General features: G+C 62.4%; 29 protein-coding genes and 1 pseudogene. 9 read left to right on the plus strand and 21 right to left on the minus strand.

Annotated features, from left to right (window positions below; all coding sequences use genetic code 11):
• The first annotated feature begins 584 nt into the window (after window positions 1-584).
• Window positions 585-1,376, plus strand: a complete 792-nt coding sequence (locus OO25_RS09700) for an AAA family ATPase (RefSeq protein WP_040179865.1) — start codon at window positions 585-587, stop codon at window positions 1,374-1,376.
• A complete protein-coding gene (locus OO25_RS09705; RefSeq protein WP_139044769.1) occupies window positions 1,369-2,058 on the plus strand; it encodes a hypothetical protein in 690 nt (229 codons plus the stop codon). The genes OO25_RS09700 and OO25_RS09705 overlap by 8 nt, the downstream gene beginning before the upstream one ends.
• Here OO25_RS09705 and OO25_RS09710 read toward each other — a convergent pair.
• Entirely contained in the window at window positions 2,015-2,494 is a 480-nt protein-coding gene (locus OO25_RS09710; RefSeq protein WP_175304818.1) for a hypothetical protein, read from the minus strand. The two genes, OO25_RS09705 and OO25_RS09710, sit on opposite strands and share 44 nt — an antisense overlap.
• 43 nt (window positions 2,495-2,537) lie before the next feature.
• Between OO25_RS09710 and OO25_RS09715 the strand changes: the two genes are divergently transcribed.
• On the plus strand, window positions 2,538-2,717 hold the full coding sequence (locus tag OO25_RS09715; protein ID WP_040179868.1) for a hypothetical protein: 180 nt from the start codon (window positions 2,538-2,540) through the stop codon (window positions 2,715-2,717).
• A gap of 160 nt (window positions 2,718-2,877) precedes the next feature.
• Entirely contained in the window at window positions 2,878-3,147 is a 270-nt protein-coding gene (locus OO25_RS09720) for a hypothetical protein (protein WP_040179869.1), read from the plus strand.
• A 636-nt stretch (window positions 3,148-3,783) separates the two neighbouring features.
• Here the strand turns inward: OO25_RS09720 and OO25_RS09730 are convergent.
• The 6 genes from OO25_RS09730 to OO25_RS09755 form a co-directional block, all read right to left on the minus strand.
• Window positions 3,784-4,401 carry a uracil-DNA glycosylase family protein gene (locus OO25_RS09730; protein WP_040179871.1) on the minus strand — a complete coding sequence of 206 codons (618 nt, stop codon included), beginning with the start codon at window positions 4,399-4,401 and terminating at the stop codon, window positions 3,784-3,786.
• Window positions 4,382-4,771, minus strand: a complete 390-nt coding sequence (locus tag OO25_RS09735) for a VOC family protein (RefSeq protein ID WP_040179872.1) — start codon at window positions 4,769-4,771, stop codon at window positions 4,382-4,384. The genes OO25_RS09730 and OO25_RS09735 overlap by 20 nt, the downstream gene beginning before the upstream one ends.
• 44 nt (window positions 4,772-4,815) lie before the next feature.
• On the minus strand, window positions 4,816-5,226 hold the full coding sequence (locus tag OO25_RS09740) for a GNAT family N-acetyltransferase (RefSeq protein ID WP_082035322.1): 411 nt from the start codon (window positions 5,224-5,226) through the stop codon (window positions 4,816-4,818).
• A gap of 126 nt (window positions 5,227-5,352) precedes the next feature.
• A complete protein-coding gene (locus OO25_RS09745; RefSeq protein WP_040179874.1) occupies window positions 5,353-6,045 on the minus strand; it encodes a glutathione S-transferase family protein in 693 nt (230 codons plus the stop codon).
• A 62-nt stretch (window positions 6,046-6,107) separates the two neighbouring features.
• A complete protein-coding gene (locus OO25_RS09750; RefSeq protein ID WP_369808855.1) occupies window positions 6,108-6,809 on the minus strand; it encodes a YHS domain-containing (seleno)protein in 702 nt (233 codons plus the stop codon).
• Between the two features lie 17 nt (window positions 6,810-6,826).
• Window positions 6,827-7,327: a cytochrome P460 family protein gene (locus tag OO25_RS09755; protein ID WP_052465647.1), complete on the minus strand. Its 501-nt coding sequence runs from the start codon at window positions 7,325-7,327 to the stop codon at window positions 6,827-6,829.
• Between the two features lie 231 nt (window positions 7,328-7,558).
• Here OO25_RS09755 and OO25_RS09760 point away from each other — a divergent pair, with 231 nt between their 5' ends.
• From OO25_RS09760 to OO25_RS09770, 3 genes are all read left to right on the plus strand, one after another.
• Window positions 7,559-8,515 (plus strand): AraC family transcriptional regulator, encoded by a 957-nt coding sequence (locus OO25_RS09760; RefSeq protein WP_040179876.1) that lies wholly within the window; start codon window positions 7,559-7,561, stop codon window positions 8,513-8,515.
• A gap of 136 nt (window positions 8,516-8,651) precedes the next feature.
• Window positions 8,652-9,014: a hypothetical protein gene (locus OO25_RS09765; RefSeq protein ID WP_040179877.1), complete on the plus strand. Its 363-nt coding sequence runs from the start codon at window positions 8,652-8,654 to the stop codon at window positions 9,012-9,014.
• 30 nt (window positions 9,015-9,044) lie between these two features.
• Window positions 9,045-9,587, plus strand: a complete 543-nt coding sequence (locus tag OO25_RS09770; protein WP_040179878.1) for a carboxymuconolactone decarboxylase family protein — start codon at window positions 9,045-9,047, stop codon at window positions 9,585-9,587.
• A gap of 175 nt (window positions 9,588-9,762) precedes the next feature.
• Here OO25_RS09770 and OO25_RS09775 read toward each other — a convergent pair whose 3' ends face one another.
• The 6 genes and pseudogenes from OO25_RS09775 to OO25_RS09800 all read right to left on the minus strand — a co-directional run bounded on the left by OO25_RS09775 (window position 9,763) and on the right by OO25_RS09800 (window position 18,657).
• Window positions 9,763-11,148, minus strand: coding sequence for an IS1182 family transposase (locus OO25_RS09775; protein WP_040179919.1), 1,386 nt, complete (start codon window positions 11,146-11,148; stop codon window positions 9,763-9,765).
• Between the two features lie 161 nt (window positions 11,149-11,309).
• Window positions 11,310-11,540 (minus strand): DUF6429 family protein, encoded by a 231-nt coding sequence (locus OO25_RS09780; protein ID WP_040179879.1) that lies wholly within the window; start codon window positions 11,538-11,540, stop codon window positions 11,310-11,312.
• 46 nt (window positions 11,541-11,586) lie between these two features.
• Window positions 11,587-11,863, minus strand: a pseudogene (locus OO25_RS09785) (WGR domain-containing protein).
• Between the two features lie 86 nt (window positions 11,864-11,949).
• Window positions 11,950-12,882 carry a DUF2493 domain-containing protein gene (locus OO25_RS09790; protein WP_040179880.1) on the minus strand — a complete coding sequence of 311 codons (933 nt, stop codon included), beginning with the start codon at window positions 12,880-12,882 and terminating at the stop codon, window positions 11,950-11,952.
• 363 nt (window positions 12,883-13,245) lie between these two features.
• Window positions 13,246-14,277 (minus strand): toprim domain-containing protein, encoded by a 1,032-nt coding sequence (locus OO25_RS09795; protein ID WP_040179881.1) that lies wholly within the window; start codon window positions 14,275-14,277, stop codon window positions 13,246-13,248.
• Window positions 14,278-14,280: 3 nt separating this feature from the next.
• On the minus strand, window positions 14,281-18,657 hold the full coding sequence (locus OO25_RS09800; protein ID WP_040179882.1) for a bifunctional class I SAM-dependent methyltransferase/DEAD/DEAH box helicase: 4,377 nt from the start codon (window positions 18,655-18,657) through the stop codon (window positions 14,281-14,283).
• A gap of 177 nt (window positions 18,658-18,834) precedes the next feature.
• Here OO25_RS09800 and OO25_RS09805 point away from each other — a divergent pair, with 177 nt between their 5' ends.
• Window positions 18,835-19,131, plus strand: a complete 297-nt coding sequence (locus tag OO25_RS09805) for a hypothetical protein (protein ID WP_040179883.1) — start codon at window positions 18,835-18,837, stop codon at window positions 19,129-19,131.
• Window positions 19,132-19,645: 514 nt separating this feature from the next.
• Here OO25_RS09805 and OO25_RS09810 read toward each other — a convergent pair.
• Window positions 19,646-20,805, minus strand: a protein-coding gene (locus tag OO25_RS09810) for an IS3 family transposase (protein WP_139044771.1) whose coding sequence is annotated in 2 segments (ribosomal slippage) — window positions 19,646-20,547 and window positions 20,547-20,805 — 1,161 coding nt in all. Because the reading frame shifts where the segments join, the coding sequence is not laid out codon by codon here.
• Between the two features lie 37 nt (window positions 20,806-20,842).
• On the opposite strand from OO25_RS09810, the gene OO25_RS09820 reads away from it, so the two are divergent.
• The gene (locus tag OO25_RS09820) at window positions 20,843-21,334 is read left to right on the plus strand and encodes a hypothetical protein (protein ID WP_242407017.1); all 492 of its coding nucleotides are present in this window, start codon (window positions 20,843-20,845) and stop codon (window positions 21,332-21,334) included.
• Window positions 21,335-21,393: 59 nt separating this feature from the next.
• Here OO25_RS09820 and OO25_RS09825 read toward each other — a convergent pair whose 3' ends face one another.
• From OO25_RS09825 to OO25_RS09860, 7 genes are all read right to left on the minus strand, one after another.
• A complete protein-coding gene (locus tag OO25_RS09825) occupies window positions 21,394-22,038 on the minus strand; it encodes a hypothetical protein (RefSeq protein ID WP_040179885.1) in 645 nt (214 codons plus the stop codon).
• Window positions 22,031-22,450: a hypothetical protein gene (locus OO25_RS09830; RefSeq protein ID WP_040179886.1), complete on the minus strand. Its 420-nt coding sequence runs from the start codon at window positions 22,448-22,450 to the stop codon at window positions 22,031-22,033. Before OO25_RS09830 ends, OO25_RS09825 begins: the two co-directional genes overlap by 8 nt.
• 274 nt (window positions 22,451-22,724) lie before the next feature.
• The gene (locus OO25_RS09840) at window positions 22,725-23,102 is read right to left on the minus strand and encodes a hypothetical protein (protein WP_040179888.1); all 378 of its coding nucleotides are present in this window, start codon (window positions 23,100-23,102) and stop codon (window positions 22,725-22,727) included.
• A 10-nt stretch (window positions 23,103-23,112) separates the two neighbouring features.
• Window positions 23,113-23,604 carry a DUF6878 family protein gene (locus tag OO25_RS09845; RefSeq protein ID WP_040179889.1) on the minus strand — a complete coding sequence of 164 codons (492 nt, stop codon included), beginning with the start codon at window positions 23,602-23,604 and terminating at the stop codon, window positions 23,113-23,115.
• Between the two features lie 97 nt (window positions 23,605-23,701).
• Window positions 23,702-24,220, minus strand: coding sequence for a hypothetical protein (locus OO25_RS09850; protein ID WP_040179921.1), 519 nt, complete (start codon window positions 24,218-24,220; stop codon window positions 23,702-23,704).
• Window positions 24,221-24,316: 96 nt separating this feature from the next.
• Complete coding sequence (locus OO25_RS09855; protein WP_040179890.1) at window positions 24,317-24,817, minus strand: hypothetical protein; 501 nt, start codon at window positions 24,815-24,817, stop codon at window positions 24,317-24,319.
• Window positions 24,818-24,910: 93 nt separating this feature from the next.
• Window positions 24,911-26,110, minus strand: a complete 1,200-nt coding sequence (locus tag OO25_RS09860) for a hypothetical protein (RefSeq protein WP_040179891.1) — start codon at window positions 26,108-26,110, stop codon at window positions 24,911-24,913.
• Window positions 26,111-26,221: the final 111 nt, after the last annotated feature.

Consider the following 26,221-nt stretch of genomic DNA (forward strand, 5'->3'; position numbering starts at 1 on the left):
CAACGTCCCTTCGGTCCGTTGTCGCACCTTCGGTGATCAGCAGGCAGGGTCTTGGCCATGCCTGCTGTAAACCCCTCGCGACAACGAACAGACCGAAGGGACACCGCCTCCCCCGCGCCGCGATCCGGGACCCCGGCCCGGATCCTGAACAGGCGCGGGAATGACGTCGGCGCAGCCGACACGATATCCCTTCATTGGCGTTGAATGCTCAAAGGGGTTCTCCCGGAAGGAGAAGAAGACCTTGTGGGATTGGAACGCCTGCGCAGCACCGTGCGTATTACGTCGGCGCTGATACGGATAGTCGATGGTCAGGTGACCCGACACCTCGAAGGCTGATGGCAGCATTGGGAAATTGCCACAACGACGCGATGGCGAAAAGGATGGACACTGCAATCACGGTCGGCGTGAGTGACCTGCTGACCAATTGACCGAACGCGTACGCAGATGATCGCCAAAACAGCACATCGCCTCAGCAGCTGCACATCTGTCCGACCCAAAGGGTGAACGCCTGTATCCCGCAAGGTCTGGACGCCATCCCGAGGCATTGCCATAACGGCGCAAAATATACGTTATGGAGTCGAAGAATGCTTGTTGTGACGGCCATCTCCGCGAAGGGCGGTTCGGGAAAGACAACTCTCATACAGATGCTTGCGTCCGCCATGCTGGCACGCGGCCGCCGTGTGCATGTCATGGATGCGGATGCTGACAAGCAAATCCTCGAATGGGAATCAAAAAGCGCGCGCGCCGACTTCGGTGATCTGCCACGCCTACCATGGCCCGCAGGCTTGACCGTGGCCGATGCCCCCGAGACCGTTGAAGGCCTTTACCACGCGCTGGACAGCTTTGAGGCTGAAGGTGTTGATCTGGTTCTGATCGACACCCGCCCCGGCGAGCACCCCGACACCGAAACACTGGCGCTGGCCTGCGACATGATCCTGGTGCCGGCCGTGCCGGTACAATCGGATTTCGTGGCGGCCCTGAAAACCCTGACATGGGTTATGCGCATGATCGAGACCCTCGGGCCGGATGACCCCGCCCCGCTGTTTTCCGCGGTATTGATGAACGCGGACAAACGCGCGATCGATTTCGTGACCGCAGGCGATGACTTTGAGCGTGATGCGGCAAGACGCAGGGTTCACCGGCAGGACCTTGAGGTCTTCGAGGTGATTTCAACCCTGCCACTTCTGCCCACGCCGGTGCCCCATCTCGCCGCGATCCAGCGCATGCCGCTGACCGGGCCACTGGGATATGTGCGGGACATTTATGAACAAGATCTTCGTCATCGGTTGCAGGCGGGGCATCTTTCCTCCGCCCTCGCCTTATGCAGTGAGATCCTTGGCGACATCGAGGCCGTGGTGGATGCTGCCAATGGCTAGGAAGATTCCAAACCGGTCCGGGACCGCTGTCTCGAACGAAGACAGGCTGGCGCGGTCGCGGCAGTTCGCCACGAGCGCCACGAAATATGCCGCGTTCGATCAGAGTACGGCGGAAGCGGTCGCGACAGAAGGCCCAGCGGTAAAATCAGTGGTCAAGAATGAACCCCGGAAAGGGGAAAAGGCAGCCGCGGCTGAAACGGCGCGCATCAACTCGGGGGTATCCACCCAGCCGGTGGCGGATGATGCTTGCAACACTCGCACCGAAGGGCAGTCTCGAACCTATTACGTGCGCATCGGAGCTGAGGATCAGGCACGGATTGAGGCGCTGGCAGAACGATCTGGCCTTGATCCGGACTACGTTCGGCGTGCCTTGATCAAAGCGGTTCGCGCCCGCATGCAAAACCTGCGCGACACCGCGACCTGGCATGAGGTTGCCTCCGCTGCACGACCACGCCTGGCCGAGCCCAAAGGCACTGGTGCCCCCTTCATGAAATCGATGATCAGGCTCGACGCCGCCCATATGGCGGCGTTGCAGACAAGCATTGATGACCCGCTCAACGTCTATGGGGTGACGCAGCTGTTATCCGCCTTCGGTAAGGCGCTGCTGCACTCCGAGATCGAAGAGCTCGCTCAAAAGATCAGCGGCATCGAAGCCCGGGCAGCGCGTCCTGATCCAGCGTAAAGGCATCGCGTGCGGTCACGACAGCAATCTGACCGCCCGCCTCGATCATATCGATGAGCTGTGCCCATTCGGCAGGATCAGCATCTCGTTGCGTTGCGATCCCGTGCTGCACAGAAAAGGCAGCCTGCTCTCCGGTCGCCGCGAGAAAGACAATGCGTTGTGGCGCTTTGTCATCGCTTTGACGCGACAAAAAGTACGCATGGCTCTCGTTTGGGTTGTAGACACGGTCAGGATCGCAAACTAAGAGCAAGGTCCCGTCGTTTGCAGTCGCAGCATAGGTCTCCAGACCTCGCGACAAGCCGATCTCCCACTCGGCAGCGACAGCCGATGAAGCCGCGCCCAGAAAGAGCGCAATATGTAGAGGCCTGTAAAGCAAGTTTGTAAACTCCGTTTTGTGTTGGCCAAGCATATATAGGGACAGGCAGATACCTGCCACCTGATAACTGCGGCTCCGACCAAATGGAGGTCAGGAGTTGAGCATGAAGAATTATGCGGGTTACCCGGTCGAAGTCATTTGGGCGACGGTAAACGGTGAAGATGTCGAGGTTGGCGTCGTGTTCCAGTGGATCTGCGGCATGCGCCGTACCAGATGGTCCGATGACTTTGAGCCGTCGGACGGTGCGAACCTGAGGTACGAGCCCTATGAGGACGCAGGATAGAACGCCTCCAGCCCTAAAATGCTCGCGAGCGACCGGAGCAGGACACGATTGTGATCCGGGGGCAATGACACCGAGAGAGAGAACACGCGGGGCAGAGATCGTTGCAAAGGCGACGATGGTTTGTAACGCTGCCAAAGAAGACCGATAGGAGACCCATGAGATGAAAGAGATTTTCAACGTTGGCGAGACAATCTTGCTGGACGGCGCGCCGCTTGCACTGGTGACCCCCGATGGCGTCAAGGCCTGGATCGAAGACGGCGTTCAGCACAGCTTTCGCTATGACCAAGTGCGCGATCCGCTCAGCGGCGAGATGAAATACCGCTGTCTCTACGAGAAGTACGGGTCGGATATGCCGTTCGTGCTGGTAGGCAACCCTGACAGTGAAGAAGGCGCGCACGTTATTCTGTTCGACCAGAAGCCAGACGCATAGCCCTTCGGAGTCTTATGCCAGGTGGCGAAGACTAGAGCCCCTCGGCTTCGCCCGGCGGCAGCGTCCACCTTGCAAGAGGGATGCAGACCCGTCAGGGCTGAAAGCGGATCGTGAAGGCGACCATGTGGCAAACGTTTTGGGATGGCTCAGGATGAGACAGACCAAGACGTATTGGCACAGGAAGACAGCAAGGTCGGAATTCAGGGCGGAGCCTCAGCAGCCCGGCCCCGCTTACGGGGCTTGCCCATGTTGAAACCTTCACCATTGTAGACAGTCATGCACATCGCAGCATGGAAGCCTACTTCGCAGGTGCAGCATCGTGTTCGGCCTAAAGCGGACGTTCGATGCAAAGGGCTTCACCGGCAGCTTTGCGGAAGGCTCGGTTTGCGGCACCCACAAACAACACATGCCGGAGAGGATGGGCCAGCGTCGGACTTACTCTGCCTTCTTAGGAGAAGTTCTCAATTCCATTGCAGTTAGGGGCGAGACTGGCGCTTTGATCCTCTATGAGCCCTATCCACCCACGCGTGGCTCCGTGGCCGGGAAAAAAGACTTTACCATGCTTTCGCAGCCTATCGTCAGGTTGGTGGTCTTCGCCGATGATTTCGCTGGACAGGAATTGGGCCATTGTGTGCGTCACAACGTTGAATCACCGAGGACTGCCTCTATCCGAGACTTCACACGTGGCAACAGCTCGGTTTCGAACCATCCGTTGCGCTGTAACCAGCCTGAGTTGCGCGGGCTTGGATGCGGCAGCAGGACGGTCTCGGGCCAGCGCACCCGCCAGTCGCGCATTGCTTCCACCAGCGGCAGGCCTGCGGTGTCCGGTAAGTGCCAAGCCTGGGCATGGCGTCCGATGACGACGGTCAACTGGACGTTAGCAAGCAGATCGAGAGCCCGTTGGCGCCATCGCGACGCGCATTCGGGGCGTGGCGGCAGGTCGCCCGATCGGCCGGTTCCGGGATAGCAGAAACCCATCGGCAGGATGGCAACCTTCGCAGGATCCCGAAAGGTGGCCTCGTCGAGGCCGAGCCACTGTCGCAGCCGCACCCCTGAAGCGTCGTCGAATGGGCGCCCAGCAAGATGCGTCCGCCGCCCCGGTGCCTGGCCCGCGATCAGAATGCGCGCGCCTGCACCGATCTGAACGATCGGACGCGGCCCGAGGGGCAGGTCCGCGCATGCCGTGCAGGCGGCGACTTGCGCGCGCAGCCCTTCGATCTCGGCCCGGCCGTGATCAGGCGCTGAATCCGCCATGGACCAGTTCGGTCTTGTTGCCCCATGGGTCGCGCAGGTAGGCGGCAAAGACGTCTGGCATCGGATAGGCCGCGCGCATGCCAGGCGCGACTTCGTCGCTTGCACCTGCGTCAAGGCCGGCGGCATGGGCTTTCGTAGCCGCTTCCCGGTTGGGCGCGGCGAAGGCGACATGTGCACCATTGCCGGCGCTCGCCGCGCGGCCATCGAAGGGTGCCAGCAGCAGGACCTCCACACGCGCGCGCCCAAAGGCGGCGAAGCCCTCTCCCTCAGCAAGACAGTTAATCCCGAGTTTGGAAAGCAGCGTCAAATAGAATTCTCTCGCTGCAGGTACGTCCGCGACGCCGAGACTCATGTGATCGATGATGGTCATGATCCTCTTCTCCTGATTGTGCTCTGCCCCGGCCGTACGGCCTCTCAATCCATCTCAAGCCGGAATTTCCGGAACGATGCCCCGGCATGCTCCACCTCGCCAACGAAACGGGCGCCCAACCGTGCCAGCGCGCCGAGGTTGCGGCGCGAAGGCGGCAGCAGAAAGGTCACGAAGGCGATCCGCGGATCAGCCCGGGCGAAGTCCAGTGCGGCTCGGGTGATCGCAGCGCCAAGACCGAAGGCGTCTGGCCGCAGGACAAGGCCGAAGTCCCATTCATCGCCTTCCTTCTGGAACCCGCCCCATCCGACATAGCTTCCATCGGCGAGGATCGCCCAGTGACCAAGCCCGTCGCGCTGCCATGTGGCTTCCTTTGCCGTCACGAAGCGCTTGGCGACGGCGATGTCCCAAGGTTCGGTCAACAGTGGCATGTGTTCTGCCATCCGCGGATCGGACATGTGCGCGACCAGGAGATCGGGCGGCACCTCGGTCAGCCGGGCGAAGGTGATCGCGGGGGCAAACCGCCAAGGTGTCCGCCGCACGCGTCGTTCTTGTGTCAGTTGTTGCAACCTTGAACTCCAGTTTCAGGCAAATGATGCTACAGCGCGAGCGCCCTGTCCGAGCATTCGCGACAGGGCACCACCGCGCCGCTCGATGAATCCGGCGAGCAGGTTGTCGTAGTCCGGTCCGACGGCGCCCTGCACCGAGGGGCGGTCGGCCAGCTCGCAGCGCCAATCTATGACCCGTTCCAGCCCATCGAACACACCGAAATCGCCGATCCGGTCAAATGTGTCGAAATACCGGAAGACCGGCGCAAAAACGGCGTCCACCAGGCTGAATGTGTCGCCGGCGAACCAAGGGCCCCGACCCAGTTGACGGTCGAGAAGCCGGAAGCGTGCGTGAAGCGTGGCGGCTTTCATGTCCAGAGTTGCGTTGTCCGGCGCCGAGTAGAAGCCAGCGATGTCGTTCAGGCATTCTGCGCCGAAGCCGATCCAGGCACGATGGCGCGCGCGCTTGACCGGGTCAGAGGGATGCAGCGGGCGCGGCTGCGTGTCCTCGAGATATTCGAGGATCGCGGCGGATTCGAACAGGGCCGTTGCGCCTACCTTCAGGACCGGCGTGCGGCCCATGGGCGAGATGTCGAGAAACCAGCGCGGCTTGTTGGCCAGATCGACAGTCAGGCGGTCATGCGTCACCCCCTTCTCGGCAAGTGCGATGGCAATGCGCTGGACATAGGGGCAAAGCGCGTGGCTGACGAGGGTGATGTGCTGGGGCATGTGCTTCTCCATGGAAAGTCCGGGCCGGCGGGGACTGGCCGGCCCGGAACGCTGCCCAAGGATCAGAGATCCGTGGCGGCGGTGTGCTGGATCGACTTCCAGTTCTCGGCGGCCTTCGCGATCGTGCCGTCCTTGTCCTTCAGGAAGGCCTGGTAGATCTCTTCGCTGAGGAAGACATAGAGCTTGTCGTTGACCACAGCCGCGAAGTTCGGGTCGCCGTCGAACTTCTTGTTGACCGAGACTCCGAAGGTGCAGAAGCCGCCGTTCTGGACGACGTAGCGCGCCGGGTTGGCCTCGAAGGTCATCCGGTTTGCTTCGGAGGCGAAGTAGTAGGAGACGCCATCGTGGATCGCGGTCTGGGCGGCGACGCCCTCTACATTCGTGCCCTGATCGAGGAGCGCGACCGGATCGGCACCGTGCAGGCCGAGCGGCGCACCAGCGGCGGTCAGGCCCGGGACGACGTTGACTTCATCGGCCGCCATGGCCGGACCAAAGGCGCAAAGAGCCGCGAGCGTCGCGGCGGCGAGGGTGAGTTTGCGAGACATCGGATTTCCTTTCGGTTGAGGGATGACACCCGGGCGACTTGGCCTGTCGGGCGTAGCGGTAACTTGAGGCAGATCGCGGCTTGCGTGAATTCCAGAGCGTTCGAAGCTCATGTCTGATCGTCCGAACTGACGGATGATAGCGATGGAAATGGCAACGTAAGCATTTTGTTTCGCCGCAAGTCGACGCAAGAACACGACGTTCTCGCTGGACAATGCCATCGCACCCGCCCCCGCCCTCAGTTCTGCCCGAGGATCGGATAGAACTTGCCGAACACCATCTCGGTCGTGGCGTTGTCAGCATGGCACGAGGCGCATTCTGCTGCCGATGCGGCCGTCGCCGTCTCGGCATAGGGCGGCTCGTGATGGCCGAAGTTGAAGAAGCCCCAGCCGTTGGTGTCGGCAAAACGGTCGCTGTCCTTCACCATCATGTCGATACCGTTGAAGCTCTTGGCGAAGAAGCCGCGGCCCGAAGGTTCGTCGCGCGATCCGTCCTCGTAGCCGCCTTCATGCATCAACACGAGTTCCTTCACGATCGTCGTGCCTTCGGGGAAGACGCCGGTCAATTCGAATTCTGCCAGAGCATCGGGGTGGATGTAGACATGGTGGAATTCGGGGAAACCGGCGGCGCCGCCATTGAGTCCGTTCGGCGTCAGGGGCGCGCCGAGAAAGGTCCAATGGCGGAACCCTTCGGGGATCGAGGTGACGTTGCCGTCGCCGATCACCGCGCCGCTGGCCATCGCGACTGTGCGCGCGCCACCTGATGGGCGCCAAACCCGCCGATGGCGAGCGCGATTGTCGCTGCCACTGCGGCGACGGAACGATTCATCGAGTTCATGGGAACCTCCTGTTCTGATGATGCCATCAGATACACCCGCAGATTGCGGACGAAGAATGCCCGGTAGTCCGGAATGCCTGCGCATTCGTCCAGCCCTCTGGACAGGCGATGATTTCCGTCACATCGTTTCGCTATGTTGGACCTGCTCAGTGACATCCTCACCCGCCTCTCGCTTCGTGGCTCGCTCTACTTCCGCACGAGCTTTACCGAGCCCTGGGGCGTGCGCGTCCCTGCCTTCCGCGATGTGGCGCGCTTCCACTTCGCGCACCGGGGAGAGGCGTTGGTGCGCGTCGGCGACCGCACACAACCCGTGCATCTGGCGCAGGGTGATCTGATCATCATCCCGCATGGCACAGCCCATGTGCTCGCGTGCCGCCATACAGGCCCCGACGAGGCGCTGCCGCTTGACGATGTCCTGTCGCGCTCGGGGTTCCCGGGTCACGGCACGCTCGTCTGGGGCGGCGACGAGACGACGCGCGACACTCAGCTTATCTGCGGCCATTTTGCGCTGGCCGAAGGCTCGCGCCACCTGCTGTTCGACCGGCTCCCGCCCTTCATCCACCTGCGCGGTTACGGCGATGAGGCCGGGCCGTGGCTCGAAGCGACGCTGAAGGTCATCGGCGCCGAAGCGGGCGGTGCGCGACTTGGTGGCGACCTGATTGCGCTGAAACTGTCCGAGGCGATCTTTGCCCAGGCGATCCGTGCTCATATCGAACAGACTGCAGAGGGGAGCGGGGGCGTGGCGGGTTTCGCCGACCCGCAGCTTGCGCGCGCACTCACGTCTTTCCACCGCTCCCCCGCCGGAGACTGGTCGGTGGCATCCCTCGCGCGCGAAGCGGGCCTGTCGCGCACCGGTTTCGCGGAACGCTTCACGCAGAGACTTGGCGTGACGCCGATGTCCTATGTCACTTCCTGGCGGATGCAGATCGCGCGGGAGGCGCTCGTCACGCGTGGGCTCAGCGTTGCCGAGGCCGCGGAGGTTTCGGGCTATGCCTCGGAATCGGCCTTCAGCCGGGTGTTCAAGAAGGAAATCGGCCTGTCGCCTGCTGCTTTCCGCCAAACGGGAGGGGCGCGACAAACCGCGGCCTGACAGATCGTCCAAGTAATCCGGACGAACTGCGCAATAGTTCGGACTTTCTGAAATTCATCGTCCCGGGAAGCGTGGCTAGATAAGCCTAGCGGCGGCTATCCGCCGTCCCGTGAAACCCGTCGAAAGGACCGATGCCATGCGCTTCGTCACCAAACAGATCCATTCCTGGCTCGACTATCCCGTCGCCTTCGCGCTCATCACTCTGCCGTTTCTCCTCGGTCTGGGTGAGTCCAACGCCCTCGCGCTGACCATTTCGCCGATCATCGGCGTAGCGGCCCTGCTGCTGACCGTCTTTACCGATCACCAGACCGGCCTGATCCGGGTGCTGCCCTACAAGCTGCACCTCGCCGTCGATCTCGCCGTCGGCGTGCTCTTCCTGATCCTGCCCTTCGCCCTCGGCTTCGCCGGGCTCGACGCCGCCTACTACTGGCTGAACGGTGCCGCCGTCGTGGCCGTGATCAGCCTCTCCAAACCCGAAACCGACATGGTCTCGGCCTGATTTCCATCCGCCAAGAAAGGACAGATCCAAATGGCACGTATCACCCAAGTTAGCGACGCTTCCGCAAGCCCAGAGGCCGCCGCGCTCTTCACGGCGATCAAGGGTAAGATCGGCATGGTGCCGAACCTGTACCGTGTCGCCGCCAATCAACCGGCGGTGCTGGCCGGCATGCTCGGCCTGAACGAGTCGCTGTCGCGCGGCAGCTTTGACGCCCGCACCCGCGAGGCAATCGCGCTCGCCGTTGCTGGCGCCAATGCCTGTGACTACTGCGCCTCGGCCCATGCTGCGATCTCTGCTGGGCTGAAAGTTGCCCCTGCCGTGATCGACGCCCACCTCGAAGGCAGATCCGACGACCCGCGCACCGGCGCCATCCTCGCGCTCGCGACCTCGGTCGTATCGGCGAAGGGTTTGGTGGGGGATGCGGATCTTGCCGCCGCAAAGGCGGCGGGTCTGTCCGAGGCGGATCTCATCGAGACCGTCGCGAATGTCGTGGCGAACATCTTCACCAACTACATCAACCACGTCGCCGGAACCGACATCGACTTCCCGGCCCGCAGCGCCAGCGCCGCGTGACGCGACCGGCCCGGTTGCGCTGCAGCCGGGCTGAATTTCGTTTCAATTCGCATTCTGGAGAACGGTCACACATTCCTGCTGCAGCGAATGTCTGTTCACCGCCGATTCTGTGGAAAAACTAACGTTTGCGAGCGCAGAATATCGACGGCAGAACATGGCGCGAGCGCCTTTCCGATCAGGCTTTGTGCATTTGCTGCGGTGCAGGAAAGATCTTGGCCAGTTTGCGGAGGTTCTGGGCGGTTGCGGCGAGTAGGAATTCGTCATTTGCACCGCATGGCCCTCGTAATCTGAGGCGTCTGAGCCCGAGGATGCGTTTGAGATGAGCGAAGAGCATTTCGACCTTCTTCCGCAGCCGCATTGAGACGGCGTATTGCTTTGTCTTTGCGATATCGCGGGCGACTTGGCGGGCGTCTTCATGTTCTTCGCGGGTGATCTTACGCGCATCGGCGTTCGGGCAGTACTTCATCTTGGATGGGCAGGCTTGGCAGGTGTGTTTTAACGCTTGATACTTGGCGACTCCTTTGCCGGTCGGCCTACGGTTCGGGTCCGAGTAATTGCGTCGGAACTGTTTGAGTGGCTCGCCTTCAGGGCAGATGTATTGGTTGTTCTCGGGGTCCCATTCGAAGTCAGTGCGGCTCCAGGTGCCGTCTGTACGGCCCGCTTTGTCCAGCACCGGAACATGCGGATTGATGTCGCGGTCAACGAGCCATCCCAGCATTGGCCCTGATCCGTAAGCGCTGTCTGCAATGAGCCGTTCTGGGTCAATGTCATACCGGTCTTTAATCCGATCCAACATAGTGCGCACCGAGCCGACTTCGGCTTGCCGGATTGATCTGGTACCTTCGACGTCCACGATGACGCTGTGATCGGTGTCGATCAGGTAATTGGTGGAATAACTAAAGAATGCGGGACCTTTGCGGGCTGCGGTCCATTGGCTTGCAGGGTCAGAATGAGATGTGAACTTAGGTTCTACCGTGGACGCTGCACCAAAGGCCGCGTCGTCCAAGACGTCTAAATACTCCTTGACCGCACGCGGCGCATCGTTTGGGTCAATGGTACTGTGATCCCAATCTTCCTTTGGCGTGGAGTTCTGTTTGTTGGCGTCGGCTTCAATCAAGCTGGCATCTGCGGCGAGCCTTTGTCCGCTTACCAAACCATCTGCAATGCAACGTGCAACGGTTTTCTCGAACAGATGCCGCAGCAGTTTGCTCTCCCGAAAGCGCCCGTGGCGGTTCTTGGAAAAGGTCGAATGGTTGGGGACTGGGTCCGACAAGTCGAGGCGACAGAACCAGCGGTATGCCAGGTTCAGATGCACTTCATCGCACAGACGGCGTTCAGACCTGATGCCAAAACAATAGCCGACCAACAGCATCCGGATCAGTAGTTCGGGGTCGACGGATGGGCGACCTGTGTGGCTGTAAAAGTTCGCGAGATACTGGCGAATGTCATCCAGATCGACGAACCGGTCAATCGAGCGTAGCAGATGGTCTTGCGGGATATGATCCTCCAACGAGAACTCATAAAACAGCGCCGCCTGTGCTTCCTGCTTCGGTCCCATCATCGCAAAACCCCCCAATCCCTAAAGGAATTGAATCAGCGTATGCGCCGCCAATCAAGGAAGAGTTTTTCAACAGAATTCGCCCACGTTGCTGATGCTGCGGATGCGGGCAAATGGCGCGCAGATGCAGCGAACGACTGGAAGGTGACCCGCAAAGCCGCCCGTCACTCGGCCTTGCTGAACTCCCGCGCGAGAATTTCTCGCACATGCGCGACCCCCTCTGGGGTCAGGCTCAGCGACTTCGCCTTGTTTTTGGGATCATGGATCAGGCCTTTCTCGAAAAGCCGGTCTGTGATGTTCCAATCGATCCCCTTCCAGACCCGATCACCGTCATGCAGCGTCAGGCTGAGGATCGCGAGGGCTGCGTCATCGATCTTGTCCGTGTCGAGTGTCATCCGCCTCCCCTTACGTTGGTTTCGCGCCGTTTCCCACGCGCGCGCGTCATGCATACCCCCGCCGCTTCTTCGCCGCGGCAAGCTTCATCAGCGCGGTGACGGCGCGCCCTTCATCCGGATGCTGCTCGATCATCATCTGCCCGCGCGCGCCGATGCGGCCCCATTCGCGCACCAGGCTGGCGCCCCCAAAGAGATCGGGTTGAATGCTCATGCGGTAATTGAATGCTCATGCGGTAAAACCGCCTCATGTTGCAGGCTGGATCGATCCGCCGCATCTGCAGGTCGGTCGGGAACACCTCAAGTTGAGCGACAGAGTGAGACATATCGTGATCCAGCAGGCTTTCTTCCATAATATCAAGTGGACGCATACCCTGCCACCTCGATTTCCCCGCGAGGGGAAAAAGGGGGCTCACGCCCCCTTCTCGAACTTCATGACCGGGATGCCCAGCTTCTTGGCCTTGTCGGCGAGGTTCTCCTGGATGCCATTGCCCGGGAAGACGAGGACACCCACGGGCAGCACGTCCAGCATGGCGTCATTGCGCTTGAAGGGCGCGGCCTTGGCGTGCTTGGTCCAGTCAGGCTTGAAGGCCACCTGCGTCACGCCTCGGGCCTCGGCCCATTTGGCGGCGATGAACTCTGCGCCCTTGGGGCTGCCACCATGCAGAAGGACCATATCGGGATACTTGGTCCGGACCTGATCGAGCTTGCCCCAGATCAGGCGGTGATCGTTGAAGTCGATCCCGCCGGTGAGGGCGACCTTGGGGCCAGCGGGCAGCATCACCTCGGTTTCTGCGCGGCGCTTGGCGGCGAGGAAGTCGCGGCTGTCAATGAGCGCGGCCGTCATGTGCTGGCGGTTCACCATCGAGCCGGTGCGGGGGCGCCAGGCAGAGCCCGTGTGATGGACAAACTCGGTGGCGGCGTGATCGCGCATCATGTCCATGCAGTTGCGCCGTTCGATCAGCGTCAGGCCTTCGGCCGTCAGGCGCTCGAGTTCGGTCGATTTCACCTCGGAGCCGTCCTGCTCCCGCTGAAGGCGGCGCTGCGCCTGTTCGTTTTCATCGAGCGACCGCTCAATCCTCGCCGTGGCGCGGTGAAAGAGGTTGACCTGGCCCCAGAGCACTTCTTCGAGATCGGGTTCCATGCGGGTGTCTTCCAGGGTCGCGACGAGGGCGTCGAAGATGTCGGCGACGGCGACGGCGAGGCGCTGCCCATCGGGCATCGGGCGCGGATCGGGCTCGTCAAAGGGGCGATAGCCGTAGAGCTGGAGCTCGTCGAGCGCATGGGCGGTCTGGGATGCGCTATGGGCGGGTTCATACGCGTCGTCGTGGGTGTGAATCGTCATCGGTTTCTTGCCTCCGGGCCTGTCTCGTCCGCGCGTCATCCCGCGCGGCCTTCATGGGCAGACCCGAGCCGTCGGGGCGGTTGCCCCTTCACCCCGGCTTCACCGGGGCCGGAACAGCGTGGAGGAGGTCGGCAGGGAAGCTATTTGTCTCGCGATGCAAAGGCGGCTTTGCCGCCGGCGGAAATAGGTTCCCTGCCGACCTTGCAGGGGCAACCGCTTTGACGGCCTGCCCATCTCTTGAAGGCCGCGCGGGATGACGGGTGGATGCGCAAGGCCCGGGATGGGGTGAGGACGACGATCCAGAGCCACGACTGGGATGCAGCCCCCTTCCCCGCACTCCCAGCCCCCCCTGCGTGATGCAGCTCAGCTGGGCAGGCGATGCCGATCCTCTGGCCCGATCTGACCTGCCAGATAATGGTGCAGCGCGTCTTTGCCGTTCGCCCGAAGATCATCGTTGAAATCCCCGAGCCGCGGTTCCAGCACCCGCACGGGCACCCCGACCTCGGAGGCTCTGGCGCTCAACTTCTCTGCCGCGCGCTGCCCGGCCGGATCGCGATCGATCGCGATGTAGAGGCGCTGGAGCCCCTCCGGCAGCAGGACCGCCCCGAGGTGTCCCGACGAGAGCGCCGCCCAGACGGGAAGGCCCGGGGCCGCCTCGGACAGGGACAGCATGGTCTCGATGCCTTCGCCGATGACAAGGATATCGTCCTCCGGGCTCAGCCTGACAGCATTGCCCAGGAGGTGACCCATAGCCCTACGCTCTGGATTCACTGCCGCCTTCCCCTGCCCGTCAGGCGCCAGCCAGGTGCGATGCACGCCCTGCACGGCCCCTGCCCCATCGGTAACCGCCGCGATCATCGCTGGTCTGGGGATGCTCCGGGTCTGCCCCTCTTCCCGATGCCAGCACTTCGGGTGGAAGCGTAAGGCGCCGTTCGCCCCGAATTGGGTGATGCCTCGGGAACGGAGGTAGGTCTCAGCAAGCGTGCCTGTGATCGGGTTCGAGGCAGCAAACAAGCGCGCCGCCGCCGCAGGAGTGCCACCGGGCGCCTTGGCCTTCCTCGGCTCTTGCCTATCCGGGACGACCGGCTGCGGACGGCCAAGATGCGCTCGGGCCTCGGCGAGAAGGTCGGGGAAGCGCGTGATCCCCGTCCGGGCGCGGATGATGTCCAGGAGATCGCCATGCTCGCCTGTGGCCCCATCCATAAACTTGCCCGCTGCCCCTGGTCCCGACGCAGGGCCCGTCAACCGCACGAAGAGCGACCGGCCGGGGTTGTTCTGCAGATCGCCGACGATCCAGTAGGATCCTTCCCGCCGTCCGGCGGGAAGGTAGGCACGACAAACGCCTTCGGCATTTTCTGCCAGATCGCGCACGAGGTCTTCGGTCTCGGAATACATGGGTCAACAACCTCCGCGATCATGTAGCCTTGCGACAGGACAACGTGCAAGCAGACGATCCAGTATCGCGACGCCATCAGCGTCGGTCGGGCAAAACAGCCGAAGCTTCCAACTAATAATCTCCGAGAAGAAGCCATCGGCCTTGAGCCGATCCTTGGCTGCCTCCGAGAAGCGCGACAGTTCGATCCGGTTCGCGCGCATGACGCGCGAGCGGTGCAATTCCATCCCTTCGGACAGGCACACCACGGTCTTGCCCTCCAGAACGAGGGCATGGACCTGCGCGGCCGAGAGCTTGGGCGCATCGGCGGCCAGCGTGGTCGCGACCCAAGCAGGCGAGACGCGGCGGCCGATGATGCGCTGCCCGTCATCGGTCTGCAGGCGGTAGACGCGGGTTTCATCCTGGGGGAGCTGCTTCCAGATCGGAAGAAGCAGACCCGCCACGATGTGCAGCGTGGACTCTGAGAACTCCGGCACCTCGGCCAGTTCCGCGGTCCAGGCGGCGGAGAAGGCCGCGCGGTCGGCCTCGAGCCAGTGGGTGTCCTCCATGACCTTGGCCGGGACCGTGCTGGCATCAAGCGGGCGGATCAGCCGAAGACGCGGTTCGATGGTGCCGTCATCCAGCATCAGGCTGGTCGCTGGCACCTGCACGGCTGCACGGCCCGAGCGGCTGTTGACCAAAAGCTTCGCCTTCGGGTCATCAAGCCAGTCCAGCGCATCCGCGAGCGAGGTCGGCGCATTGCGCCGCTTTTCTGCGATAGTCAGGAGCTGGGTTTCCGCGCCGGAGCCGGGATGAGTGTAGATCACCCGCGCATCCGAGACACGGAAGCTCTCGGCACGCAGCGTCTCGAGCCCGAGATCGTAGACCCCGGCGGCGATGGCCCCCTCGATCCGTTGATCGAGCAATTCCTCGAAGGCTGAAAACAGCACAGCCTGCATGTCGATCGTCAGCGCCAGCAGGCGATTGAGGAAGGTCGTGATCGGCGGCAGGTCATCCTTCAGCCCATTGTCATCGGTCAGGCTGAGCCCGGTCGCATCCTCGAAAGCCCCGAGCGAACATCCGGCCAGATCGCCGCGATAGATGCGGCGGTAAAGCTGGCGCAGGGCGTCGCGGGCGTAGCGCGACTCGAGGTTGTCTTCGGGCCGGAACAGCCCTTGCCCGCCGGTCTGGCGCTGGCCGCGAGTTATAGCGCCAAGCGAGTCGAGACGTCGCGCAATGGTCGACAGGAACCGCTTCTCCGCTTTGACATCGGTGGCCACCGGCCGGAACAGCGGCGGCTGCGCCTGGTTGGTCCGTTTGGTGCGTCCGAGGCCCTGAATCGCCGCGTCTGCCTTCCAGCCGGGTTCCAAGAGGTAGTGGACCCGCAGGCGCTGGTTCTTCGCCCCGAGATCGGCGTGATAGCTGCGCCCCGTGCCGCCGGCATCTGAGAAGATCAGAATACGCTTTTCATCATCCATGAAGGCTTGGGTCTCCGTGAGGTTCGCGGCTCCGGCCCGGTTCTCCACCACGAGCCGTGCCGAATGCCCTTCGCCCTTGCGCACAATGCGCCGTGAACGCCCCGTGACCTCGGCCACGAGATCGGTGCTGAAGCGCTGGACGATCTGGTCGAGTGCACCCGGCACGGGCGGCAGCGAGGCTAGCTTTTCTATCAGCGCGTCACGACGGCGGACGGCTTCGCGGCACTCCACCGGTTGGCCGTCGCGCGTGACGGGGCGCGACGAGAGGTTGCCCTCGCTGTCGGTGAGAGGCTCGTAGAGCTGCACCGGGAAAGAATGGGCGAGGTAGTCCAGAACGTATTCCCTGGGCGTGATGTCACAACGGATATCATTCCATTCGTCGGTTGGGATCTCCGACAGGCGGCGTTCCATCAGCGCCTCGCCCGTCGAGACGATCTGGATGACCGCCGCATGGCCTGCGGCGAGATCGGCATCGATGGATGCGATTAGCGTGGGGGTCTTCATCGAGGTGAGCAAATGGCCGAAGAAGCGCTGCTTGGCAGACTCGAAGGCTGACCGCGCTGCGGACTTGGCCTGGCGGTTCAGGGTGCCGCTGCCGCCCGTGATGTTCGCGGCCCCCAACGCCGCGGTCAGGTTGTTGTGGATGATGGCGAAGGCCCCGGCATAGGCATCGTAGATGCTGCGCTGCTCGGGGCTAAGTGTGTGTTCCAGCATCTCGTATTCGACACCGTCATAGGACAGCGAGCGCGCCGTGTAGAGGCCGAGCGCCCGGAGGTCGCGGGCCAGAACCTCCATCGCCGCGACACCGCCAGCCTCGATGGCTTCCACGAATTCCGACCGGGTCGCGAACGGGAAATCCTCCCCGCCCCAGAGACCGAGACGCTGAGCATAAGCGAGGTTGTGGACCGTCGTCGCGCCCGTGGCCGAGACATAGACCACGCGGGCATTCGGAAGTTTGTGCTGCAGGCGCAGACCCGCCCTGCCCTGCTGCGAGGCCATGGTATCGCCTCGCTCGCCTTTGCCCCCGGCAGCATTCGCCATGGCATGGCTTTCGTCGAAGAGGATCACCCCGTCGAAATCCGCCCCGAGCCAGTCGACGATCTGGTCGACGCGGGATTTCTTGGCACCCCGTTCTTCCGAGCGCAGCGTCGCATAGGTGGTGAAGAGGATACCCTCGGCGAGCGGAATGTCGCGCCCTTGTGCGAAACGCGACAGCGGCGTCACCAGAAGCCGCTCCTGGCCAAGCGCCGACCAGTCGCGCTGCGCATCCTCCAGAAGCTTGTCGCTCTTCGAGATCCAGAGCGCCTTGCGGCGGCCTTGGCACCAGTTGTCGAGCAGGATCCCAGCCGACTGGCGGCCCTTGCCCGCTCCGGTGCCATCGCCAAGGAAGAAACCCCGGCGGAAGCCAATAGCGTCAGCGGCGTCCTCCGGTGCTGCGGATACCACGTCTCCGGTCTCATCGACGGTCCAAGACCCCGCGAGACGCGCGCCATGCGCCTCCCCCGCGTAGATGACGGTCTCGAGCTGCGCGTCGGACAGCAGGCCGTCGCGCAGGACGGCCGGGGGCAGCTTTGGGCGGTAGGAAGGTTTCGGGGGCGCGACCGAGGCCATGGCTGCCGACTGCACCAGCTTGGTCGGATGCGGCTCCGCGCCGGGAATGTCGATCGCCTGCAGACGGAACGTCTCGTAGATCGCGTCGGACAGACGTGCGACATCTTCTTCCGCAGCAGCGTCGCGAAGTGCGTAGTCCAATTCCTCGGCCTTGATCGGTGCTTGAGGTTTCGCCGGCTGAGCCGCAGAGGTCGCGCGAGATCGGCTGGCGGGTTTGCGCGTGGTGGGGCTAGGACTTCCCGGGAAGAGAGATGAGTGGTCCAGACCCGCATCTACGGCCTGTTCCATCTCGAGACGCGGCGGAACCTCTGCAGTGACCCGGGACATCAGCTGCGCCACATCCGAGGACGTGGGTTGGCGCAGGTCAGCGGTGGTGCCGCCCGGCTCGCCGCCGCGGCATTTATCGAAGACAGAAATCCGCGTCTCGAAGCTGGTCCCATGTTTGGCGAAAGCCGCGCCCGACACCGCGCCGGTGAAGACGAGATGGGCGGTCTCGGTTAGACGGCCGAAGGTCTCGGCCCAGGCAAGCGCATCCGGCGCGAAACCGGCGCCGGTGATGGCGACGAGCCGTCCGCCGGGGGCCAGACGCGCGAGGGCCGAGCGCAGATGCCGGGCCGTCGCCTCGGTCGACCGACCATCGACATTGGCTTGGGCCGAGAAAGGCGGGTTCATCAGGATGACGCTCGGGCTTGAGGAGGCGTAGAGATGATCATCGATCTGCGCGGCATCAAACCCCGTGACCGGTCGGCCCGGGAACAGCAAGCGAAGAAGGTCAGCGCGGGTGTCCGCCAACTCGTTCAGAGCCAGAGTGCCGCCGGCGATCTCGGCGAGGATCGCCAGGAGACCGGTCCCGGCAGACGGCTCTAGGACAAGATCACGGGGCGTGATCTGTGCTGCCGCCACAGCCGCGAGCCCCATGGGCAGCGGCGTCGAGAATTGCTGAAAGCGCTCCATCTCTTCCGACCGCCGGGTGTGCGTGGGCAAGAGGCCTGCCACCTTGGCGAGGATCGGCAAGAGCGCCGCAGGCGAGCCGGCACGCGCAAGCAGTGCCCGACCGAACTTTCGCAGGAAGAGGATCAGCGCCACCTCGCCCGCCTCATAGGCGAGCTTCCAGTCCCAGGCACCGGTCGCATCGGAACCGCCAAAGGCATGTTCCATCGCGCGGCGCAGGCGCAGCGCGTCGATCTGAAGCCCTTGCGCCAGATCGGGCTGCAGCGCTTCGGCAACAGCAACGATCGCAGGGGCAGGATTTGCTGCCAACGGGACAATGGGCGCAGGCAAGGACGCCTGCGCAACAGGGGCAAGATGGGTCATCGGGAAACTCCGGAATGAAGGACAGGATCAGGCCCGGACACCCTCTCTCGGGCAGCCTCGGACCTGATCTTTCCCGGCCCCTCTCTCCCTCTCGCACCAAGGTGTTTCCGACGCTTGGCTTGATTTTGTTCTTGTTATGCTCTACCTTCAGAACCAAGCTAGAAAGGGGGTTCCACCATGGAAAGCACCAAGCACGCCATGCCCGTAACACCCAAGCAAGTTGCCTATTCGCGGTCGCTCGCCCTGCGCAACCGGACGCTCCTGCCCTGGGAGGTTCAGCAAGACCGGCGATCTTTGAGCGCTTGGATCGAGGCTCAGGCCCGGCTGAAGCCGGTATCGGACATGGACCGGCTACCCACGTCCAAGCAGGTGGCCTTTGCTGAGAAACTCGCCCGGATCAAACGGTGCGCCGTTCCGGACGAGTGCTTCCGCGACAAGGGGCTCATGTCGAAGTGGATTGACGGGAACAAGTGACAGGAACGGAGCGCTCGCCCCCCGACGAACGGGGTCACAGGCCTGCGGTATCTTCACACGTCATAACTCTTAGCTTGGAAAAGCCATTCCTGGTGAAGGTCGACTAGAAGCAGAATATTGGGCTGAGAGTTTGCCTCGCCAAATCTTCTTGGATTTCCGTAAGTAGATGTATAAAAAGCGAAAACCCGCGAGGACCTGTAACGGCTGTCGCGGGCTTCTAAGGGTTTGAAGGCCTGACTTTGCCTTCGATTGCTCTCATATATGGGTATCTTCGCACGACTGTCAAGCGCAGTCTGACGGTACGCGAACAGTCGATCGGAGCATTAAGTATTTGGTAACAAATATAATTTCTCAAGAACGCCTCACGAAGTACCTCGTTGCTGCTGGTCACAATCCAGATCGCGCTCTCGCCCTCTATGGCTGGAACATTCAGCTCAGTGAGGCTTTCTTCCCTGTACTGAGCGCAGCCGAGGTCAGTCTAAGGAACATGACCTGCCCCCCACTGGTCCCTCGCTCATGACGAGAGTCTGCGGGTTTGATTTTGGTAGTCGTCGGTTTCGGGTTTAGCAAGCGCGGCAGGCGCGGAGCCCTCAAATAGCTCAAGCGCCTGCCGCGCTTGCTTTGGCGTTCTGTTCCCCAGCGAAGAGTGCGGCCTGACGTTGTTGTAATCGTAGCGCCACAGTGCCAGCTTGCGGCGGGCATCGTCCAGGGTGTCGAACAGCTCTTCATTGAGAAGCTCGTCCCGCAGGCTGCCGTTGAATGACTCGATAAAGGCATTCTGCTGCGGTTTTCCTGGGTCGATGTAATGCCAATCCACGCCGTTCCTGTCGGCCCATCTCAGGATTGCCCGGCTGGTGAATTCCGTGCCGTTATCACTGACAATGCAAGCAGGTTTTCCGTAGATCCGGACGAGCGCGTCCAGCTCCCGGGCAACGCGCTCACCTGAAATGCTGGTGTCTGCCGCCAGGCACAAGTTTTCCCGGCAGCAGTCGTCATTCACGGCCAGGATGCGAAACTTCCGCGACGCGCCGAAGCTGTCTGCCAGGAAATCCAGGGACCAGCGCTGGTTGGGCTGTGTGGCTTCGGGCATCGGCGTTCTCGAGCCTCGGGCGCGTTTGCGGCCCCGCCGCCGTTTCACTGCAAGGCCCTCCTCCCGGTAGAGGCGGTAAAGCTTTTTGTGGTTCATGATCATGCCTTTTCGCTCAAGCAGCACGCCGATCCGCCGGTAGCCGAACCGGCGGCGTTTGCCAGCGATCTCCTTCATCTCCTGGCGGATCTCAGGATGGTCGGGCGGGCGTTCGCGCCGGACCGTCTTGGGGTCGACACCGACAAGCCGGCAGGCCCTGCGCTGCGAGATGTCATGATCCCGCATTGCATTGAGCGCTGCCTCTCGCCGCTCTTTCGGTGCCGTCAGCTTTTTCCCAGCAGGTCTTTCAAAACCACGTTGTCGAGCATCGTGTCTGCCAGCAACCGCTTCAGCTTAGCATTCTCATCTTCCAGCGCCTTCAGCCGCGCAGCCTCCGATACCTCCATACCGCCATACTTGGACTTCAGCTTGTAAAAGGTCGCCGGGCTCAGGCCGTGCCGGCGGCACACCTCCGCTGTCGGCATCCCGGCTTCCTGCTCTTTGATCATCCCGATGATTTGCGCCTCGGTGAAACGGCTCTTACGCATTCGTCTGCTCCTACATAGGTTGGGCAGACTCTACTTCATGGTGAGGGATTTTGCGGGGGGCAGGTCAAACATAATCGTCGCACGCCTCATCGCGCTCTATGGTCCGCAATGGTGGGATGACCCTGCCTTTCTCTTGCAGATCAAGAGCGGCGGCAAGCGCATAGTAAAAACAGCACGCGACAAGCTCGTCACAACGGGCGCGGTTACCTCAGGGCGAATGACCGCAGAGCTCAATTTTGGATTCTGGGTGAAAATGCTGCTGCCAAGGCACGAACCCGTCTTCTGGGCAAATCTGCATGGAGAATTCCCTCATCTGCCGGGGCCTGTTTCCTATGCACAACTATACAAGCGCTGTGACGATGTCCGTGAATTTCGCAACCGCGTCTTTCATCATGAACCAATTCTTCATCGAAATATCACCGCTGAGTATAGTCAGATCATGGAACTGATTAAATGGTTGAGCCCAGATAAGGCCATCTGGATCAAACAATATTCCCGGGTCATGACGGTCGTGCGGCAGAAGCCGTGAGCATTGCCGATATCTGACAACAGACTAGCCCCCGCTTGACTGCGTGGAACGAGATCAGCTCACCCAAACCGCCGCCCTCCTTCCGTGAACGTATACTCGTTGACGATGATCCCCTCCTCGATAGCCTCGTCCGAGGTGAGGTGGTCGTATTCAGCCTCAAGTTGGCGGTAGAGCCAGCGGGCCAGATCACGCAGCGCCTCGGTCACGACTTCCTCCGCGCCCTCAGTCGGCGGCTGCCAGGTCGCGCTGTCCCGTGTGACGTCCACCGACATGGTGTATTCGTGATAGTAGCGGCCACGATGGCTGACCTCGGCGGCGAGCTGGTAGAAGTTCCGGCGCTGGATGGCCTGCAGACGGTCGGCGATGCCATGCAGCGTCGCGTCGGTCGGGGCGTAGTCCCGGATGCGCGCGGCCGCACCCTTGGCGTGGAACCAATAGCCTTCGAAGCAGGCCCCGTCGCCCTGGCTCCAGAAGCCGGAAAACCAGATGCAAGGCTTGGCCCGCGCCCCGCCACCCATCAGGCGGACGGCGGTGGTCTTCAGGCAGATGCCGAGGATTTTGCAGGCCCGCTGGAAATCTTCATAGACCGCGTCCCACCAGTCGTCGTGGAGTCCGAGGTCGCGATACCAGTTGCGGGCCTTCTCCTTGGCGGTATCCGAGAGCTCGGGGAACTGGTAGACGGTGGTGCAGATGATCTCAGGCATCGACGTCCTCCCCGTTCAGCGCAGCGGCCAGCCACTCTTGGCTGCTAGTCCAGCCGATGGATTTGCGCGCCCCGAGATCAATGGCATGCGCACCGCCGCCAAAGGCGTCGAGCCGCGGCCGGGAGCAGGTCAGAGCATACTGGAACCCCCAAAGGCCGGTGAGGTCGAGGTCTTCGGCGAGGCGCAAGACGAAGCGGATGACGGCTTCGACATCGCCGTGTTCGTCATCATGGATCCAGAGGCTGCTGCCCTCGGGGGCATCCTGGTGCACGAGATCGAAGCCCGCGACATCCGGATCGTCGGCGTCCTGATCCGCAGCGCGGAGTTCCTGATACAGCGCAAGTGCACGGGCCGCCTTTTCGGGAGTGCCGACGTCGAGCAGACATGAGAAATGGGTGAAGTAATCCGCCATGGGAACCTCCTGAATGGGGAAGACCCGGCCGAGAGACCGGGTGCTGGATTGGGAAGGAGAGGTGGTTGGGTGCGATCAGCCAGTGGGCCTGTCGTCCGCCGCCTGTCGCACGGCATGCGCGCAGAGCATCTGCCGGTAGAAACGCTTGCGCGCGGTCCGGAGGCCGCAAACGGCGCGTGTGTCGGGGTGCAGCGCCCGGACCGCCGCGCGAACCACTGCCAGTGGCGAAGCGGTCGGCGGCAAGCCAAGACTTAGATAAGTGGGATCGGTCATGTCACGTGACCTCGACCACGGGCGAGACGAGATGTGGATCGACCTGTGCCTCGATCCGTTCGGTTCGACCCATCCAAGGCTCGGGCCGAATGGCCTTCACCCAATCGGCGAAGCTCGGGATGAAGCCGAGGTCCTCCTTCACATGCTGCTCGCCGACCCAGCGGGTCGGGATGATGCGTCCGGTCGAGAGCGTAAGGGTCGAGCCGAAAATCGTCTCGGCCATGAAGATGCCCTCCGAATGGTGGCGCAGCGCCCGGTGCCGAAAATCGGCTGTGATCTCCTTGCTTTGGTCGAACCAGGCATGCACGGCGATGAAGTCGTCGACCGTGCCGCCCCATTTCTTCACCGAGGACAGGGCGTGGTGATAGGGATGTGCCATCGCCGCCCCCTCAGAAATCGTGGGCGGTGAGTTCGGACGAGGTGAAGCGCTCGTTGAACTCGAGGTGGATGCAGTGGGCCGCGGCGTCGAAGCAGAACTCGCCCCAAGCGCCGTCGTTGTTTTCCCAACCGCCGTGGGTATCAGACAGCAAGTCGTAGGCCAGTTGCTCCACGACATCTTCGAGCGAAAGCGCCCGCATCTCGACCTCCGGGTCGTCCCAGGTCAATGCGGCATAGGCGATCTCGGTCTTGGGGCAAGCAACCTCGGTCTCGCCAGCGTAGGCACTGATGCCTTCAACCTGGCCGCTATCGCCATAGCCGTCGAAGCTCACGGTCACATGGGTGATGCCCGCGGCCGTGAGGCCATCGAAGAGGCGCTCCTTGTTGGCCGGACGCAAAGCTGCGATCCGCGCGTCGCGCTCGGCCTGCCGGGCCAGCACGGCAGCGAAATCAATCCTGGACGGCGCCATCGGCGCGGGCAGGGTTGGTTCGATCTTGGACATTGGAAACTCCGGAATGAGGGAAAGGATCTGAACCCCGGGGCTCTCTCTCGTCCCCGTAGGCTCACATCCTCCCCTGCCCTTCTCTGACTCTCGGGCGTCACGCCGCGATCTGCAGGGCGCGAGACGCGAAGACACGCCAGAGCGGATCGACAAGACGGGCATCGAGAAGGTCGGCGTGGTGCCGCAGCCGTCGCGCGAGGCCATGTTCATGCCACTCGGCCGCCCGCATGGCCTGCGCGCGGGTCTGGCTGGCCTCGGACACGACGGCGCGGGCTTCGGCGGCATCCGAGACCGGGTGGCACCATGCGACCCCGCCATCATTGGTAGCCCCGGCCAGAACGAGGCGGCCCTCCCGATCGAGGATTGCCAGGATACGCGGCGCGTCTTCAGGTGTGATATCTTCGGCTTGAACGATTGCCCCCTGCATGGCCTCGGCCAGCGTGGCAAATCGCTCCAGTACCTTGGGGTGTGCCTGCCCAGACATGAGGGCCGCGGGCGCATGGCAAGCCGTCGTGAGTGCGAACGGCAAGTCTTGATCTGCAAAAACGGTCAGGAGGCTCGGCGGCAAACCTGTTTTCTGCGTTTCCGGCTGAGTTTGGAGAGGAAGGTCGAACATCGGCATATCTCCGACGGTGCGGAGAGCCTCTCTCCCCGCTTCAAACCGTCAAAGACCAAACCGCCCCCTCGGACTCTCTGTCGCTGATCGGGCCGATCATTTCGGCGTTGGTAAATCCCTCCATCGAACCCGCAAGTAGCGCCCTTCACGCTTTGGGAGATCTTTTCGGTCGATCATCCGACCCGAGACCTGAAAATCCTCGTTGATCTTGACAACCAAAAGCTTGTTGAAATGCCCATTTGTATCGACCACAACCACATCCCTTGTCTTGAATGGCGTAATGGTTTTGACCTCGACATGATCATTGCCAAGTCTTCCGTCAGCACCCTGGGCATAGGTCTTGTTAAGCTTGATACCGTACGTGATAGCACCAAACAGCTCACCGATATCGCCGTAGACAGAGAGGTGAAGGCCGGTCTCGAGGTGATAGCTTTCCGCGAGGGACAGGAGATCCTCAAAATATGGGATCATAGACCTGATCGCGTTAGGGTATTTTGCGCCCCACTCCTTGTAGCGAAGCTGCTCTTCGATTTCCGACCAGGTAACCCATTCGCCGTCATCATAAAATGCACGATCTGACCAATCGATTTCTTCCATGCGCGTACTTCCAACACCTAAACCTGTCGGGCACGGTAGCAGATCGATGAAAAAGGAACGAGACCGGAGGCGATATCGCCTCCGGTCGCCACCTCAACCAACGCGGTCGAGAAGCTTCTTCGCACGCCCTTCCATGTCGAGCCGCGCATCCTGCTGGGTCTTGTCGCGCGCAAGCCGGGTGATCCCCTGCACAAAATCGAAGATGCTTTCGGGCGGGCGGCCTTCCTCCATCAGAACCTTCTCGATGATCTTGCCGGATTCGGCTCTCGAGAAACCGCGCTTACGCAGGAAATCCGCGCGGTCCTCGTCGCTGCGCGCCACGACCTGCTGCCGCGCCGCCTTGATGCCGTTCACGAACCCCAGCGGCGAGGAATTGGCGAAACGCGCCAACGCGGGCGCGGCCTCATGTGCGAAGCGCGAGGCGGCGTATTTCGAGTGACGGATCTTGATCTCCTGGAAGTCCTCGACACCCCAGAGGTTGCGGTTCTGGCACACTGCCCGAAGGTAGAAGCTCGCCATGCCGAGGGTCTTGGCACCTACCTCGGAGTTCCAGCAATAGAACCCCCGGAAGTAGAGGTCAGGAGAGCCGTCCGCCAGCTTGCCCGCCTCGATCGGGTTGCGATCGTCGACCAGGAACAGGAAGACGTCGCGGTCCGAGGCGTAGAGCGTGGTCGTGTCGCGGCTGATTTCGACATCGGGATTGTAGACCCCGGTCGACCAGTCGAGCACACCCGGCACCTTCCAGCGCGTGTCACCCGTGCCATTGCCGGCGATGCGCTGCACCGCCTCGACCAGTTCGTGGTCATGGATGCGGCCATAGTCGGGGCCGGTCACGGCACGCAGTTCGGTACGACCGTCTTCCGTCTCGAAGGTCTTCACCTGCTCTGCGCGGTGGTTGGTCAGGCCGTACTGTAGGTTGATCCCCGCCAGCGGCGCGGGCAGCTGGCGCAGGTATGAGGCAGGGGCGCCGACGATGCTGGCCAGCTGGCCGAAGGCCCAGTGCGTGGGCGCGACGGGTTCGTGGGCTTTCGGCAGCATCAGATGCAACCGCTCGGGGTTATCGCGGGCGGCCTCGACGCGGATGTCCGCCGTCTGCACCACACGGCTGCAGCTGCGCTCGGAGCGGCCCTTCACATTGGCCCAGAGATCGTCGAGCGACAGGTACCGCTCATCATCCGGCCGATTGAACCATTCGGACGACACCCGCCCGTTCCGGTCGCCCCGGCTCACATCTACTTTCCAGCCACCAGCCCGCGCCGGTGCGACCGGATCCAGAACTTCCACAACACCCATCGGCATTCCTCCGCGACAGGTGTCGGGAGCCACTCTCCCAATCCTCAACCTGTCACCGGGAAACCGGCACGCCTCTCACTCTACATACGAACGGCGGCGGACAGTGATGCG

This window comes from Phaeobacter sp. S60 (assembly GCF_000826845.1).
GTDB classification, from domain to species: Bacteria; Pseudomonadota; Alphaproteobacteria; order Rhodobacterales; family Rhodobacteraceae; genus Phaeobacter; species Phaeobacter piscinae.